This is a genomic window from Burkholderia sp. Bp9090, assembly GCF_003857985.1.
Lineage (GTDB): Bacteria > Pseudomonadota > Gammaproteobacteria > Burkholderiales > Burkholderiaceae > Burkholderia.
In genome coordinates this window covers 54,417-68,053 of sequence record NZ_QTPV01000002.1, presented here as the reverse complement: position 1 = coordinate 68,053, position 13,637 = coordinate 54,417, and the positions used below count along the sequence as shown (strand labels likewise).

Sequence of the window (13,637 nt, the reverse complement as noted above, 5' to 3'; positions counted from 1 at the left end):
GTCCTTGCCGTTGAAATGCATTTCCATCTTCCGATTGCTAATATGGCGGTCCTGCGATCCCGCACCACAACGCCGTTCGACATGACGCCCGTTCGCCATGCCGCCCCCGCCCCGCCGCTTCGCCGCGGCGGCTCCGGGCACGCGCGGCGCGCAGCGTCGGACCGACCGGCCGTGCCATCCGTGAGCATGCAACCGATCCTTTCCGTCTCCGATCTCTCCAAGACATACGCGTCCGGCTTCCAGGCGCTGAAGCACGTGACCCTCGACATCCGCCCCGGCGAGATCTTCGCGCTGCTGGGCCCGAACGGCGCGGGCAAGACCACGCTGATCGGCTCGATCTGCGGCATCGTCACGCCGACCGAAGGCCGCGTGACGGTCGGCGGTCACGACATCCGCGATCAGTACCGCGCCGCCCGCGAAATGATCGGCCTCGTGCCGCAGGAGCTGACCACCGACGCGTTCGAAACCGTCTGGGCGACGGTATCGTTCAGCCGCGGCCTGTTCGGCAAGGCGCCCGATCCCGCGTACATCGAGAAGACGCTGAAGGCGCTGTCGCTGTGGGACAAGCGCGACAACAAGCTGATGACGCTGTCGGGCGGCATGAAGCGCCGCGTGATGATCGCGAAGGCGCTGTCGCACGAGCCGCGCATCCTGTTCCTCGACGAGCCGACGGCCGGCGTCGACGTCGAGCTGCGCCGCGACATGTGGAAGCTGGTCGACTCGCTGCGCGAAAGCGGCGTGACGATCCTGCTGACCACGCACTACATCGAGGAGGCCGAGGAAATGGCCGACCGGATCGGCATCATCCTCGGCGGCGAGCTCGTGCTCGTCGAAGAGAAGCGCGAGCTGATGCGCAAGCTCGGCAAGAAGCAGCTGACCGTGCAGCTCGAGCATCCGCTCGCGACCGTGCCGGCCGATCTCGCCGCGTTCGGGCTCGAACGCGCGGACGACGGCAACGCGCTCGTCTACACCTACGACTCGCAGCGCGACGACGCGAGCATCGCGACGCTGATCAACGCGCTCGGCTCGGCCGGCATCGGCTTTCGCGACCTGCATACGACGCAGAGCTCGCTCGAGGACATTTTCGTCAGCCTGATCGACAACCGCCGCAACGGCGCACAAGGGGCCTAACGCACATGGCGAACTGGAATTTCCACGGCATCCGCGCGATCTACCGCGCCGAAATGGCCCGCACGCGCCGCACGCTGATGCAGAGCATCATCGCGCCGGTGATCTCGACGTCGCTGTACTTCGTCGTGTTCGGCTCGGCGATCGGCTCGCGCATCAGCGACGTGAACGGCATCGGCTACGGGTCGTTCATCGTGCCGGGCCTCGTGATGCTGTCGCTGCTGTCGCAGAGCATCTCGAACGCGTCGTTCGGCATCTACTTCCCGCGCTTCACGGGCACGATCTACGAGATCCTGTCCGCGCCCGTGTCGTACTGGGAGATCGTGATCGCCTATGTGGGTGCGGCCGCATCGAAGTCGCTGCTGCTCGGGCTGATCATCCTCGCGACGGCCGGCCTGTTCGTGCCGCTGCACATCCTGCATCCGTTCTGGATGGTGCTGTTCCTCGTGCTGACGTCGATCACCTTCAGCCTGTTCGGCTTCGTGATCGGCATCTGGGCCGACAGCTTCGAGAAGCTGCAGCTCGTGCCGCTCCTGATCATCACGCCGCTCACGTTCCTCGGCGGCAGCTTCTATTCGGTCGACATGCTGCCGCCCGCGTGGCGCATCGTCACGCTGTTCAACCCGATCGTCTATCTGATCAGCGGCTTCCGCTGGTCGTTCTACGGGCTGGCCGACGTGCACGTGGGGATCAGCCTCGCGGCGACCTCGCTGTTCCTCGCGATCCTGCTTGCAGTCGTCGCGTGGATGTTCCGCACCGGCTACAAGCTGAAGAACTGACGCGGCTCGGCCAAGGGGGCGCCGCGGTTCGCGGATTCGGGGCCGCGCTGCTAGACTGGATCGGAAGATCGACTGCTGCCGTCTGCCGCGCCGCAACCCGCGACGCGCGGACGGCCCGGCTCCCTTCCCTGCGCGAGGATCCCCGATGAGCGCCTCCCGAATCGACGTCGTCCGCGACGGCCTGTTTCGCGCCACGTCCTACGTCGAAACGCTGAACCTGAGCTTCAGCCAGTTCTTCGTACGATCGCCGCACGGCGACGTGCTGTGCGTCGAAACAGGCACCCGTTCCAATTTCACGCAACTGAGCGCGGCACTCAATACCATCGGCATCGCGCCGTCGATGGTCAGCAGCGTGATCGTCCCGCACTTCGAGGCCGACGAAATGGGCGCGCTGCCCGACTTCCTCGCGGCCAACCCGGCGCTCGTCGCGTACGGGCATCCGATGTGTACCTGGGGGCTTGCCGACGTATTCGGCGTGCATGCGGTTCCGCTGACGGACGGTGAACCGAGGACGCTGTCGGGCATCGACGTCGTGCCGGTCTTCACGAAACACGTGCATCAGTGGGATTCGCTCGTCGTGTACCTGCCGGCGTACAAGGCGCTGCTGTCGTCGGACATCCTGATGCGCTTCGGCAGGGAGGATGCCGACGATCCGCTGCCCGCGATCCTCGACGCGATCACGCGCTCGGACTACCTGCCGTCGCTCGCGCACCTGGCGAGCGCGCTGCGCCGCATCCAGGCGCTCGATCTCGACATCATCCTGCCGATGCACGGCCCGGCGATCACGCACGACATTGCGCGCGTGATCGCCGGTGTGATCGCGCATTGCGACGCGGCCGCGGCATAGCGCACGCGCTGTCGCGTGCGGCAGCCGGCAGCCCGTCGCCCGTCGCCGGTCAGGCGCCGGTCACGACGAATTCGGCGGACGCCTTGCTCTGGACCGCGGCCATCACCGCGAGTTCGCGCTTGCTGCGCGGCTCGCCGGCCACGACGCCCGTCGCATGCTTGGCCTTCGCGCCGAGCGGAAAGAACACGAACGACGCGCCGGCCGGCGCATCCGGCTCTGCCCGCAGGCGTTTGTTCAGAATCTTCAGGTACTTTTTCTTCGAGACTTCCTTCGTTGCCATGGCGCCCTCCGCATGAACGTAATGCAGACCAGCATACCAGTTTTGACCGGCGGCTCCAGCGCGCCGCGGCACGATCGCCCCGTACCGGAATCAACCGGCTTGCGCGACTCGCCGCGTCATCGGGCATCGAGATTTTTTTCGCGCGATGTCGATTCGCGCGATCGTCGCGCGTCGTAGTGTCGTAACCGATCGATTTGCCGTCCGCATGGCCGGCCGGTCGCGGATCTTCCCTTTCCCGTTCAAGGAGTCACAACGATGCGCGTCATGGTAATCGTCAAGGCAACGGCCATTTCCGAATCGGGCGCGATGCCCGATACCGAACTGCTGGCCGCGATGGGCCAGTACAACGAGGAACTCGTAAAGGCCGGCGTGATGCTGGCCGGCGAAGGGCTGCACCCGAGTTCGCGCGGCAAGCGCGTGCACTTCTCCGGCAAGGACCGGACCGTCATCGACGGCCCGTTCGCCGAAACCAAGGAACTGATCGCCGGCTACTGGCTGTGGCAGGTCGACTCGATGGAAGAAGCCGTCGAATGGGTCAAGCGCTGTCCGAACCCGATGCCGATCGAATCGGACATCGAGATCCGCCAGGTGTTCTCGCCCGAGGATTTCGGCGCGGAATTCACGCCCGAGCTGCAGGAGCAGGAAGCGCGGCTGCGCGCGCAACTCGGCGACGGCCCGAAGGCGCCGCCGGCCGGGAACTGACGGAGCGCACTGACCTGCCCGCCGGGCGGGCCGCCTCGCAGCCGTGCGCGGCGGCCCGCCCGGAAAGTCTCGGGTCGATCGCGCCCCGGCACCGCGCCACCCGCCGTTCCAGCCTGCCCTTCGGCGCTTTTTTTTCACCTCCGTTGTCGATTTCCCTGCTTGCCGGCCGTCCTGATGTCGTAAGCCCGTTCGCCTTGCGGCGGACGATCATTCGACCACCCACCCCAAGGAGATACGACCATGCGCGTCCTGGTAATCGTCAAGGCCACCGCCGATTCCGAATCCGGCCGGATGCCCGACCCTGAAATGTTCGCTGCGATGGGCCGCTTCAACGAGGAGCTGGCGAAGGCCGGCATCCTGCTGATCGCCGACGGCTTGCAGCCGAGCATGCGCGGCAAGCGCGTCCACTTTGCCGGCAAGAACCGCACCGTCATCGATGGCCCGTTCGCCGAAACGAAGGAGCTCGTCGCCGGCTTCTGGCTGTGGCAGGTGAAATCGATGGAAGAAGCGGTCGAATGGGTGAAGCGCTGCCCGAATCCGATGCGCGGCGACTCCGACATCGAAATCCGCCCGCTGTTCGAAGCCGAGGACTTCAGCCCGGCATTCACGGCCGAACTGCAGGCGCTGAAAGCGACACTGAGCGCGCAAGCCGAGGCCGGGAAGCGCATGTAAGCCGTGTGGCGTCTGGCGACTCCACATGACCGCCGGGCGCCTTCGCTACCCGCCGACGCGTGCATGGATCACGCGCGATTGCGCGGCACCGCGAGCCGCTCGACCGCCCCAGCGGTCACGTCCCTGAACATCCCGGCATTGCCGTACGCCCGCGCGGCAAGCATCGCGCCATAGACCAGCGACACGAACGTCGCAGCCTCGGTCTGCGCCGACACGCCCGGCTGCACGACGCCGTCTTTCACCCCGGTGTCGAGCACGCGCACCAGCCACGCCGCAAGGTCGTCGAAATGCGCCTTCACCGCCCGCGCGACTTCGTCGGGCAGCGCCGGCAACTCCGCGCCGAGCATGCCGGCGACGCAGAACGGCGCGCTGTCGTCCGCGATGCAGCGTTCCCAGTAGCCGATGTATGCGCGCATCTGCACCAGCGCGTCGGCACCGCTCGCGTCGAGCAACGCCATGTCGGCATCGAATTTCGCCTGCGACTGCTGCAGCACGGCGACCGCCAGATCCGCCTTCGTCGGAAAGTGGTGGTGAATGCTCGCCTTCCTGATGTCGATCGCGTCGGCGATGTCGGCATAACTGAACCCGCTGTAGCCGCGCCGCATGATCAGTTGCCGCCCGGCTTCGAGTATGCGCCCCGCCGTACTGTCCCCTGATATCGTCATCTTGCCTACCATCTAGTCGGATGAAAAACACGGATACTTTACCTCCCTGAGATACTCTTTTCCAGCCGTGATTTCTTCTTGCACATCATACTACCTACTAGTAGGATGACTTCATCGACGGAACAAGACGCCTGTCGATATCCGACGGTTCCTACCCTGTCTTCCTTCTGGAGAATGAAAATGAAGCGCTTTTCCCAAGTCCGCCAAATCGCCGCGGCACTCGCCCTGACCGCCGCCGCACTCGGCTCGCATGCGGCCGTCGCCGCCCCCGTCAAGAACGTCGTGCTGGTTCATGGCTACTTCGCCGACGGCTCTGGCTGGCAAGCCGTCTCGAACATCCTGACACGTGACGGCTACAAGGTTTCCGTCGTGCAGCAGCCGGAAACGTCGTTCGACGACGACGTGAAGGCAACCCGGCGCGTCGTCGACGCGCAGGACGGCCCGAGCATCCTCGTCGGCCATAGCTACGGCGGCGCGGTGATCACCGAAGCCGGCAACGACGACAAGGTCGCGGGCCTCGTCTACGTCGCAGCATTCCAGCCCGACACCGGCGAAAGCCCGCTCGAACTGACCAGGAAGACGCCGCCCGCGACAAAGGCGATCAAGGCCACCGAAGACGGCCATCTGTATTTCGACGAAGCGTCGTTCCATGCCGACTTCGCGGCCGACGTGCCGGCCGCCCAAGCGAAATTCATGGCGATCTCGCAAGTCACGCCGGCCGCGCAGTCGTTCGGCGTGCCGATCACGCACGCCGCATGGCGGACGAAACCGAGCTGGGCGGTCGTCGCCACCGCTGACCGCGCGATCAACCCCGAGCTCGAACGCTTCATGACGCAACGCGCCGGCAGCAAGACGATCGAACTCAAGTCGAGCCACGTCGCCTACATCTCGCATCCCGCTGAAGTCGCGAAGCTGATCGAACAGGCAGCCCGGGGCACCGGCAAGGAGTAATGCAGCGCGTTGCCCGAAGCGCCCGGGTTGACGCCGCCGGTCCAGTAACGTATCGTTTTGACACGTTACTGGACCGGCAAACGCTTTCCATCATGCATTCCCGTTTCGACCGTTTTCGCGCGACGCCGCTCGGCACGCAACTCGAAGCGCTGATCGCGCGGCCTGAGCGCTATGTCGAATTCGCGGCGCTGTCGCGTGTCGGCGTCGCCGCGATCGGCGCGATCCAGCACGAAATCGCGCACAAATTCCCCGAAATCGAAGCCGATACGACGGCCCGGCAGTTCTGCGGCGCGATGGTCGCCGACGTGATGCGCCGCCACGGGCATGACGTCGTGCAGGCGCGCGGCCGGATCGGCGGCGCGCTGTTCAGCTACGGCGCGGTATTCAGCGCATTTCCGCGGGTGCTGCCGTTCGCCGACGTCGTCGCCGAACTGGCCGCGATGCCCGCGCGGATCGCCGCGTATGCCGCGCACTTTCCCGCCGTGCTCGTCACACGCCGCCCGGCCGGCACGGGCTTCTCGCTCGTCGAGCACGCATGCCACCTGCGCGACCTCGACGCGGTGTTCGCCGAACGCATCGAAGTCGTGCGCACGCACGAGCTGCCGGTGATCGCCTCCGTCGACGGGACGGCACTCGCCGCGCAGCGCGACTACCTGGCGCAGCCGCTCGACGACGCGCTTGCCGCGTTCCGCGCCGGGCGCGCCGCGCTGTGCGCGACGGCCGCCGCGCTGCAACCGTCGGAACTGGCGCGCTGCGGGCTGCGCGACGGCATCCGCCGGATGTCGCTCGACGAACTCGTGCGCGAACTGCACGACCACGATCGCACCCACGTGCTCGAACTCGACGAACTGCTCGCCGAACTCGAATTGCCGCCCCTTCCGTCGTCGACCGTCCAATGAGCCTGCCCACCCCGCCCGTCGTCTTCATCCACGGTTTCATCGGCACGTTGGAGGTGCCCGCATGGCCCGGCCCGCATCTCGCCCCCGACCTGCTCGGCTACGGCGTCCATCGCGACACGCCGTTCGATGCGATCACGCTCGCCGCGCAGGTCGAGCATCTGCGGCAGGCCATCGACACGCACTACGGCGCGCAGCCGGTCGATCTCGTCGGTCACTCGATCGGCGGCGCGATCGCGATGCTGTTCGCCCATGCCCACCCGGCGCGCGTGCGCCGGATCGTCAACGTCGAAGGCAACTTCACGCTCGACGACGCATTCTGGTCGGCGTCGGTTGGCCGCATGTCGCCCGCGCAAGCCGACGCGATGCTCGACGGCCTGCGCAGCGATCCATCCGGCTGGCTGCGCGGCGCGATCGACGAACCGTCGCCGCGCCAGCTCGACGACGCGCGCCGCTGGCTCGCGCATCAGCCGGCGTCGACGCTGCGCGCGATGGGACGCTCGGTGGTCGCGACGACGGGCGAACCCGGCTATCTGCAGCTGCTGGCCGAAGTTTTCGAGCGCCATCCGGTGTGGCTCGTCGCCGGCGACCGCTCGCGCGCGGGCTGGCACGTGCCGGACTGGGCGCTCGCGCGCTGCGCCGGCTTCGAGACGATCGCCGGCTGCGGGCACCTGATACCGGCCGAGCGGCCCGCCGCGTTCCGGGAGGCGCTGGCGCGCTGCCTCGGCTGACGCGCGCGGCCGCCGGACTGGGCGCCGGCCACCTGACAACTCGTAGGATTCGCCGAAATTTGGCTGAAAGGCACGGTTGCTAGAGTCGCCAAACAGGGTTTTCCCGATGCCCGACTGCCGAACGGAAACGACACATGCGAGGCTCCATGAACCTGATCCGCACGTTCTGGCTACTGCTGCTGCTCGCCGTCGCGGGCCCGGCCCTCGCCTTTCAGACGCGGGTCGTCGCGATCCCGAGCGCGGCGATGAACGAGACGCTGAAGGCGACCGTCGTGCTGCCGGACGACTATGCGCGCCTGCGCCACGGGCCTGAACGCGCCGTCGAGCGCTTTCCGGTCGTCTACCTGCTGCACGGCTCCGGCGGCGACCACACCGACTGGACCGCGAACACGCGGATCGCCGCGCTGGCCGATCGCCATCACGTGATCCTCGTGATGCCCGACGGCGGACACGAAAGCTGGTACATCGACAGCCCGTTCGACTCGGGCAGCCGCTACGAAACCTTCGTCGGCGACGAAGTCGTGTCGTATGTCGACATGCACTTCAGAACCATCGCGACCAAGGGCGCACGTGCGATCACCGGGCTCAGCATGGGCGGCTTCGGCGCGCTGCGCATCGCGCTCGACCGGCCCGACACGTTCGGCGCGGTCGGCAGCATCAGCGGCGCGGTCGATCCGCGCTGCTGCGAGGACGAGCCCGGCATCGACCACGTGTTCGGCGATCCCGTCCGCCATCCGTCGTTCTGGAACCGCAACGCGATCGTCGAAAGCGCGCGCGCGTTCGTCCGTGCGCATCTCGACCTGACGATCGACTGCGGTCGCGACGACTCGTTCGTCAGCTCGAACCGCACGCTGCATCAACGACTCGTCGCACTCGGCGTGCCGCACGACTATGCAGAGCGTCCGGGCGGTCACACGTGGGACTACTGGGCGCACGCGATCCGCTACCAGATGCAGTTCTTCGCGACGTCGTTCCAGCACGGCGGCTACGCGTAGGATCCACCCACCCGCGTCGCGCGCCATCCGGCCGGCGTGACGCGGGCAGCCTGACGCGCATCGCGCTGCCGCGCCCGTGGGTCGTCGCAGCGCGCGACGGACCCGATGGTAGGATGCGCAGGCATCGACCACCCGACTTCCTCCATGCCGCGCGACAACTTTGCGGACCTGCTCGCCTTCATCGCCGTCGCGCGCGAGCGCAGCTTCACGCGCGCGGCCGCCCGGCTCGGCGTGTCGCAATCCGCACTCAGCCACACGATCCGCTCGCTCGAGACGCGTCTCGGTGTGCGGCTGCTCACGCGCACGACGCGCAGCGTGGCGCCGACCGAAGCCGGCGAGCGCCTGCTGCTCAACCTCGCGCCGCGCTTCGACGAAATCGAGGCCGAACTGTCGGCGCTCGCGGAACTGCGCGACAAACCGGCCGGCACCGTGCGCATCAACGCGACCGACTACGTGATCCGCACGCTGCTGTGGCCGAAGCTGTCGCCGATCCTGCGCGACTACCGCGACCTCAAGGTCGAGTTCGTAACCGACTACGGGCTGTCCGATATCGTCGCGGAACGCTTCGACATCGGCGTGCGACTGGGAGACCAGGTCGCGAAGGACATGATCGCGGTGCGCATCTCGCCCGACCTGAAAATGGCGATCGTCGGCGCGCCCGCGTATTTCGCGCAACGCGAGCACCCCGCGACGCCGCAGGATCTCGTCGCGCACGACTGCATCAACCTGCGACTGCCGACGCACGGCGCGCTGTACGCGTGGGAACTCGCGCGCGGCGACGACACGCTGCAGGTGCGCGTCGACGGCCAGGTCACGTTCAACGGCACCTATGAAATGCTCGACGCGGCGCTCGCAGGCTACGGCCTTGCGTACGTGCCGGCCGAACTCGCCGCGCCGCACGTCGGTACCGGCAGGCTCGTCAGCGTGCTCGACGACTGGTGTCCCACCTTTCCCGGCCGCCACCTGTACTACGCGAGCCGGCGGCAATCGTCGCGGGCTTTCGCGCTGATCGTCGACGCGCTGCGCCATCCCGGCCATTCATGAACCGGTTCGATAAGTGCATGCGCATTCCTGGGGATTATCGATAGGCGCGTCGGTGGCTACCATCGTCGATGTCTTCCACGTCCTCCGGAGCCCCCGATGTCCGAACCGACTTCCGCCGCGCGCCAGGCCTTCGGCGCAATCGCGCCGGCTCTCGCCGACTACACCGACAACGTGCTGTTCGGCGACGTGTGGCAGCGCCCCGGCCTGTCGCCGCGCGATCGCAGCCTGATCACGGTCGCGAGCCTCGTCGCGCTGTATCGCGTGAACGAACTGCCGTTCCATCTGAAGAAGGCGCTCGACAACGGCATCACGCGCGACGAGCTGATCGAGGCGATCACGCATCTCGCGTTCTATTCGGGCTGGCCGACCGCCAGTTCGGCGCTACCGATCGCGAAGCGCGTGTTCGACGAAGCAGGCGTGTGAGCGCCACATCCGGACCGCACGCTCATTCAACCGACTTCAATCGACGCGGGCGCTCGCCCGCATGGAGCCTCACCATGGATTACCGCTATCTCGGGCGCAGCGCGCTGAAAGTGTCGCCGCTGTGTCTCGGCGCGATGATGTTCGGCGGCGAGACCGACGAAGCGACGTCGACGCGCATCATCGACAAGGCGTTCGATCAGGGCATCAACTTCATCGACACGGCCGACGTCTATCACGCCGGACGCTCGGAACAAATCGTCGGCCGTGCGATCGCGCGGCATCGCGACAGCTGGGTCGTCGCGACGAAGTTCGGCTTTCCGGCCGGTCCGGACGCGGGGCCGAACCGTCAAGGCCAGTCGCGCAAATGGATCTACGAATCGGTCGACGCGAGCCTGAAGCGGCTCGGCACCGATTACATCGACATCCTCTATTTCCACCGCGCGCTGACCGATGCGCCGCTCGAAGAAGGGATGCGCGCGGTGGCAGACCTGATCCGGCAAGGCAAGGTGCGCTACGTCGGGCTGTCGAACTTCAAGGGCTGGCGCATCGCCGAGATCGTGCGCCTCGCCGACCAGCTCGGCATCGATCGCCCGGTGGCGAGCGAACCGTTGTACAACCTCGTCGATCGCACGGCCGAGGTCGAACAGTTGCCGGCGGCCGCGCATTACGGCATCGGCGTCGTGCCGTACAGCCCGCTCGCGCGCGGCGTGCTGACCGGCAAATACGCGCCCGGCGCGCAGCCGCCCGCCGATTCGCGCGCGGGCCGTGGCGACCGGCGCATCCAGCAGACGGAATGGCGGCCCGAGTCGCTGCACATCGCGCGGCAGGTGGCCGAGCACGCGGCCGCGCGCGGCACGACGTCGGTTGCGTTCGCGCTCGCCTGGGTGATGAAGAACCGGATCGTCAGCTCGACGATCGCCGGGCCGCGCACCGAAGCGCACTGGGACAGCTACATCGATGCGTTGACGCTCGAACTCGGCCCCGACGACGAACGCTTCGTCGATTCGCTGGTGCCGCCCGGACATGCGTCGACACACGGGTACACGGATCCCGGTTATCCGGTCGAAGGGCGGAAGGTTTGATGTTCGTCTGCTGAAACCGGGTGCGCGCCGCCCGACTGCACGATGCGACGGGTGTAATGGCCGGTTGGCGGAGGATGAGCGACTGACATGCCGGACGTTGTCGTCCGGCATGCTGGTACGTCGGCACGCCGACGAACGTCGCATGACGCGGCGAAACGATCAGAACGAAAAACGGCAGACAACCGCGGCCGAAGCAAAAGCAGAGGCCGCGAATTCAGTTCAGTTGTTCAGTTGCCGTGCGCGGCGTCGGCGCCCACCACGCGATCGAAGAATTCCTGCGCGCGCGCCAGTTCGTCGAGCGCGCGATCGAGGCGCGACATCGCAAGTGCATAGTCGGCCGACGAGATGTCGTCGTCGCTTTCGCCGCGCACGGCGCGAAACGCCTGGTCGACGTTGCGCGTCGCCTCGACGAAGCGTTGCGCGGCCCGGGCTTCCCGCGAACAGGTGTGGGTCGACATCGACACTTCTCCCTCAGGGTTGCTGTGTGAAGCAAGCCGACGCCCAGTGTGCGTGGTGCGCATGTCGGCGGCGTGAACGACGGCAAGCAGCCTGTCGATGCACGGCCGCCGCGCGGCACGCTTCGTGGCGATTGTCGCTCCGCACCCGCCGATCCGCTACGGCGAGATTGCAACAAATTCTTGCGCGCGCCGAGATGGCGGCCACACGCATGCGCGTCGTTGCACGCGCATTCATCTGCCCTGCCTGGCGTCACGCGTCACGCACCGCGCACCGGCGGCGCGAACGTCATGCGCGCCCGATGCGCGGATGCGCGAGACCGCCGAACGCGGCCGCTTCGCCGGGCGACAGATCGAACAGATCGCCGGTGAGCTCGCCCGGATGCTCGGCCGCGGGCCGGCTGCGCAGCCGCGCGACATGCGTGGGCGCGACGTAGGCAGCCGCCGTTTCGATCGGCGGCACGTCGAACAGGTCGCGCGTGACGCCGCGCACGGCATCCGTCGGCGAACGGCCGCGCAAGCGCGCGACCAGTTCGACGAAGCGGTCGAAATCGCCGACGCGCGTCGCCTTGTTCACTTCGGCGAGATCGCGCGCCTTCAGCACGCACGGCTGTGCGAGCCGCACGAAATACGGTGCCTCGAGTTCGACCGACAGCGCGAGCGGATAGCTCTTGCCGGTTTGTTCCCTCGCGCGCCCGATGCAGTCGACCACGGCCGCGCCCTGCGCGACGCCGAGCGGCTTGCCCGTGCTCACGCTGCGCAGGTGATCGGGGCACACGCGCAGTTGCGTGCCGACCGTCAGCGCGGTGGACGATGCGCAGACGAGCGCGTAGTGCTGTTCGCGACGCCGGCCCGACGGCAGCGTCGCGCGGCTTGCAATGAACGTGTGCGGCGGCAGCGGCCGCACCTGGCCGCTGGCGTCGACCCAGGCGTTCCACAGCAGCGCGTCCTCGCGCTTGCGCTCGCCCGGCCGCGTGCGCGACGCAACCGGCGAGAACAGCGCGAGCAGCGAGCCGGTGCGATGCGCGGCGACTTGGGCGCTGCTGCCGAGCGGCTGGTTGATGCCCCACAGAAAACGCCCGCCTCCGAGCCGGCGCTCCCATTCCTTGCGGAGCACGACGGTCGGCAGTTCCTCGCCGGACTCGGTACCGATCTTCGTCCAGCAGAACGTGGGAGGGAGGTGTTTCAGTGTCATCAACTTTCTCGGGATACAGCCTCGCTGGTGACAGCAAGCCCATTCAACAACCGTAACTGTATAGGTATAATGCATCGCATGGAAGCCCCGGATCACGATTTTCCTGTACAAGACCTGTTACGCCGTCTGATGGCGGACACGCGCTCGTCCAGCGAAATTGCGCGACTTTCCGGGGTCAGCCAGCCGACCGTGTCGCGGCTGCGGCTGTCGAACGGGCATCGGCTGCGGCGCAGCGCGCCATTCAACAAGCTATGCAGTTTCTACGGCGTCGATACCGGCCCGGCGCGCCGCCGCTACAACGACCTGCTGCGCGACGCGATCGTCGACGCGTGGGACGGCTCCGACGAGCACGGGCGCGCACTGCTGGTCGTGATTCAAGGGTTGAAGGATCTGCAGGCGAAGGCGGATGACGGGTGACGGCGCGCGCGGGCGTTGATCAATGGAAGGAAGACCGGAAGCATCCGGCGATGCGGGCGGTGGCGAATGCGATTCGTCACCGCCCGTTTTGCTTGGGGCGACAGGACGCGAAGCAACGGCAAGCGCGTCGCCGCACATGCGCGAGGTCATCGCACTACGCGCGCCGCATCGGCATGCGCTTCGAAACTTTTTTACCTACGGTTAAAAAAGTTTGACACGCCGTTTTCGCTGAGATAACTTTTGCGCAAGCTTCCGGAAAGCAAACGCGAACCGGCAAGCCATCACGATGCGCGGCGCGGCCGAAACCGCCGATCCGTTTCATTCCGTCGCCGCACGCGCGTCGCGTCGTGTTTTTTCGCAGCGCAGCACCGCAGC

General features: G+C 67.0%; 17 protein-coding genes. 13 read left to right on the top strand and 4 right to left on the bottom strand.

Features of this window, described 5'->3' with window-relative positions; translation table 11 throughout:
* Positions 1–186: 186 nt before the first annotated feature.
* From DIE16_RS01990 to DIE16_RS01980, 3 genes are all read left to right on the top strand, one after another.
* On the top strand, positions 187–1,131 hold the full coding sequence (locus DIE16_RS01990) for an ABC transporter ATP-binding protein (protein WP_124485130.1): 945 nt from the start codon (positions 187–189) through the stop codon (positions 1,129–1,131).
* A gap of 5 nt (positions 1,132–1,136) precedes the next feature.
* A complete protein-coding gene (locus DIE16_RS01985) occupies positions 1,137–1,907 on the top strand; it encodes an ABC transporter permease (RefSeq protein WP_124485129.1) in 771 nt (256 codons plus the stop codon).
* A gap of 145 nt (positions 1,908–2,052) precedes the next feature.
* Positions 2,053–2,754 carry an MBL fold metallo-hydrolase gene (locus DIE16_RS01980; RefSeq protein WP_124891666.1) on the top strand — a complete coding sequence of 234 codons (702 nt, stop codon included), beginning with the start codon at positions 2,053–2,055 and terminating at the stop codon, positions 2,752–2,754.
* 49 nt (positions 2,755–2,803) lie between these two features.
* Here DIE16_RS01980 and DIE16_RS01975 read toward each other — a convergent pair whose 3' ends face one another.
* Positions 2,804–3,034 (bottom strand): hypothetical protein, encoded by a 231-nt coding sequence (locus DIE16_RS01975; protein ID WP_044844388.1) that lies wholly within the window; start codon positions 3,032–3,034, stop codon positions 2,804–2,806.
* A 255-nt stretch (positions 3,035–3,289) separates the two neighbouring features.
* Between DIE16_RS01975 and DIE16_RS01970 the strand changes: the two genes are divergently transcribed.
* Complete coding sequence (locus tag DIE16_RS01970) at positions 3,290–3,736, top strand: YciI family protein (protein WP_124485127.1); 447 nt, start codon at positions 3,290–3,292, stop codon at positions 3,734–3,736.
* Between the two features lie 240 nt (positions 3,737–3,976).
* The gene (locus DIE16_RS01965) at positions 3,977–4,408 is read left to right on the top strand and encodes a YciI family protein (protein WP_124891665.1); all 432 of its coding nucleotides are present in this window, start codon (positions 3,977–3,979) and stop codon (positions 4,406–4,408) included.
* 68 nt (positions 4,409–4,476) lie between these two features.
* On the opposite strand, the gene DIE16_RS01960 is transcribed toward DIE16_RS01965, so the two are convergent.
* Complete coding sequence (locus tag DIE16_RS01960) at positions 4,477–5,085, bottom strand: TetR/AcrR family transcriptional regulator (protein WP_260434317.1); 609 nt, start codon at positions 5,083–5,085, stop codon at positions 4,477–4,479.
* A 168-nt stretch (positions 5,086–5,253) separates the two neighbouring features.
* Here DIE16_RS01960 and DIE16_RS01955 point away from each other — a divergent pair, with 168 nt between their 5' ends.
* The 7 genes from DIE16_RS01955 to DIE16_RS01925 all read left to right on the top strand — a co-directional run bounded on the left by DIE16_RS01955 (position 5,254) and on the right by DIE16_RS01925 (position 11,195).
* Positions 5,254–6,024: an alpha/beta hydrolase gene (locus DIE16_RS01955; protein WP_124521451.1), complete on the top strand. Its 771-nt coding sequence runs from the start codon at positions 5,254–5,256 to the stop codon at positions 6,022–6,024.
* Positions 6,025–6,116: 92 nt separating this feature from the next.
* On the top strand, positions 6,117–6,923 hold the full coding sequence (locus tag DIE16_RS01950; RefSeq protein WP_124891664.1) for a DinB family protein: 807 nt from the start codon (positions 6,117–6,119) through the stop codon (positions 6,921–6,923).
* Positions 6,920–7,651, top strand: coding sequence for an alpha/beta fold hydrolase (locus DIE16_RS01945; RefSeq protein WP_124891663.1), 732 nt, complete (start codon positions 6,920–6,922; stop codon positions 7,649–7,651). The genes DIE16_RS01950 and DIE16_RS01945 overlap by 4 nt, the downstream gene beginning before the upstream one ends.
* Positions 7,652–7,797: 146 nt before the next feature.
* Positions 7,798–8,646 carry an alpha/beta hydrolase family protein gene (locus DIE16_RS01940; protein WP_185500329.1) on the top strand — a complete coding sequence of 283 codons (849 nt, stop codon included), beginning with the start codon at positions 7,798–7,800 and terminating at the stop codon, positions 8,644–8,646.
* 144 nt (positions 8,647–8,790) lie between these two features.
* Positions 8,791–9,690, top strand: a complete 900-nt coding sequence (locus DIE16_RS01935) for a LysR family transcriptional regulator (RefSeq protein ID WP_124891662.1) — start codon at positions 8,791–8,793, stop codon at positions 9,688–9,690.
* Positions 9,691–9,786: 96 nt separating this feature from the next.
* A complete protein-coding gene (locus DIE16_RS01930; RefSeq protein ID WP_059466882.1) occupies positions 9,787–10,113 on the top strand; it encodes a carboxymuconolactone decarboxylase family protein in 327 nt (108 codons plus the stop codon).
* 74 nt (positions 10,114–10,187) lie between these two features.
* The gene (locus tag DIE16_RS01925) at positions 10,188–11,195 is read left to right on the top strand and encodes an aldo/keto reductase (protein WP_124891661.1); all 1,008 of its coding nucleotides are present in this window, start codon (positions 10,188–10,190) and stop codon (positions 11,193–11,195) included.
* A 227-nt stretch (positions 11,196–11,422) separates the two neighbouring features.
* Here the strand turns inward: DIE16_RS01925 and DIE16_RS01920 are convergent, their stop codons facing one another.
* Both DIE16_RS01920 and DIE16_RS01910 read right to left on the bottom strand, forming a co-directional pair.
* The gene (locus DIE16_RS01920; protein ID WP_124666872.1) at positions 11,423–11,653 is read right to left on the bottom strand and encodes a hypothetical protein; all 231 of its coding nucleotides are present in this window, start codon (positions 11,651–11,653) and stop codon (positions 11,423–11,425) included.
* Positions 11,654–11,939: 286 nt separating this feature from the next.
* Entirely contained in the window at positions 11,940–12,845 is a 906-nt protein-coding gene (locus tag DIE16_RS01910; protein WP_124891660.1) for a hypothetical protein, read from the bottom strand.
* Positions 12,846–12,923: 78 nt separating this feature from the next.
* On the opposite strand from DIE16_RS01910, the gene DIE16_RS01905 reads away from it, so the two are divergent.
* A complete protein-coding gene (locus DIE16_RS01905; protein ID WP_044844401.1) occupies positions 12,924–13,262 on the top strand; it encodes a helix-turn-helix transcriptional regulator in 339 nt (112 codons plus the stop codon).
* Positions 13,263–13,637: the final 375 nt, after the last annotated feature.

Excerpts from the sequence above, each read along its gene's own strand:
- DIE16_RS01990 (WP_124485130.1), top strand. The coding sequence starts at position 187 with ATGCAACCGATCCTTTCCGTCTCCGATCTCTCCAAGACATACGCGTCC.
- DIE16_RS01985 (WP_124485129.1), top strand. The coding sequence starts at position 1,137 with ATGGCGAACTGGAATTTCCACGGCATCCGCGCGATCTACCGCGCCGAA.
- DIE16_RS01980 (WP_124891666.1), top strand. The coding sequence starts at position 2,053 with ATGAGCGCCTCCCGAATCGACGTCGTCCGCGACGGCCTGTTTCGCGCC.
- DIE16_RS01975 (WP_044844388.1), bottom strand. The coding sequence starts at position 3,034 with ATGGCAACGAAGGAAGTCTCGAAGAAAAAGTACCTGAAGATTCTGAAC.
- DIE16_RS01970 (WP_124485127.1), top strand. The coding sequence starts at position 3,290 with ATGCGCGTCATGGTAATCGTCAAGGCAACGGCCATTTCCGAATCGGGC.
- DIE16_RS01965 (WP_124891665.1), top strand. The coding sequence starts at position 3,977 with ATGCGCGTCCTGGTAATCGTCAAGGCCACCGCCGATTCCGAATCCGGC.
- DIE16_RS01960 (WP_260434317.1), bottom strand. The coding sequence starts at position 5,085 with ATGGTAGGCAAGATGACGATATCAGGGGACAGTACGGCGGGGCGCATA.
- DIE16_RS01955 (WP_124521451.1), top strand. The coding sequence starts at position 5,254 with ATGAAGCGCTTTTCCCAAGTCCGCCAAATCGCCGCGGCACTCGCCCTG.
- DIE16_RS01950 (WP_124891664.1), top strand. The coding sequence starts at position 6,117 with ATGCATTCCCGTTTCGACCGTTTTCGCGCGACGCCGCTCGGCACGCAA.
- DIE16_RS01945 (WP_124891663.1), top strand. The coding sequence starts at position 6,920 with ATGAGCCTGCCCACCCCGCCCGTCGTCTTCATCCACGGTTTCATCGGC.
- DIE16_RS01940 (WP_185500329.1), top strand. The coding sequence starts at position 7,798 with ATGAACCTGATCCGCACGTTCTGGCTACTGCTGCTGCTCGCCGTCGCG.
- DIE16_RS01935 (WP_124891662.1), top strand. The coding sequence starts at position 8,791 with ATGCCGCGCGACAACTTTGCGGACCTGCTCGCCTTCATCGCCGTCGCG.
- DIE16_RS01930 (WP_059466882.1), top strand. The coding sequence starts at position 9,787 with ATGTCCGAACCGACTTCCGCCGCGCGCCAGGCCTTCGGCGCAATCGCG.
- DIE16_RS01925 (WP_124891661.1), top strand. The coding sequence starts at position 10,188 with ATGGATTACCGCTATCTCGGGCGCAGCGCGCTGAAAGTGTCGCCGCTG.
- DIE16_RS01920 (WP_124666872.1), bottom strand. The coding sequence starts at position 11,653 with ATGTCGACCCACACCTGTTCGCGGGAAGCCCGGGCCGCGCAACGCTTC.
- DIE16_RS01910 (WP_124891660.1), bottom strand. The coding sequence starts at position 12,845 with ATGACACTGAAACACCTCCCTCCCACGTTCTGCTGGACGAAGATCGGT.
- DIE16_RS01905 (WP_044844401.1), top strand. The coding sequence starts at position 12,924 with ATGGAAGCCCCGGATCACGATTTTCCTGTACAAGACCTGTTACGCCGT.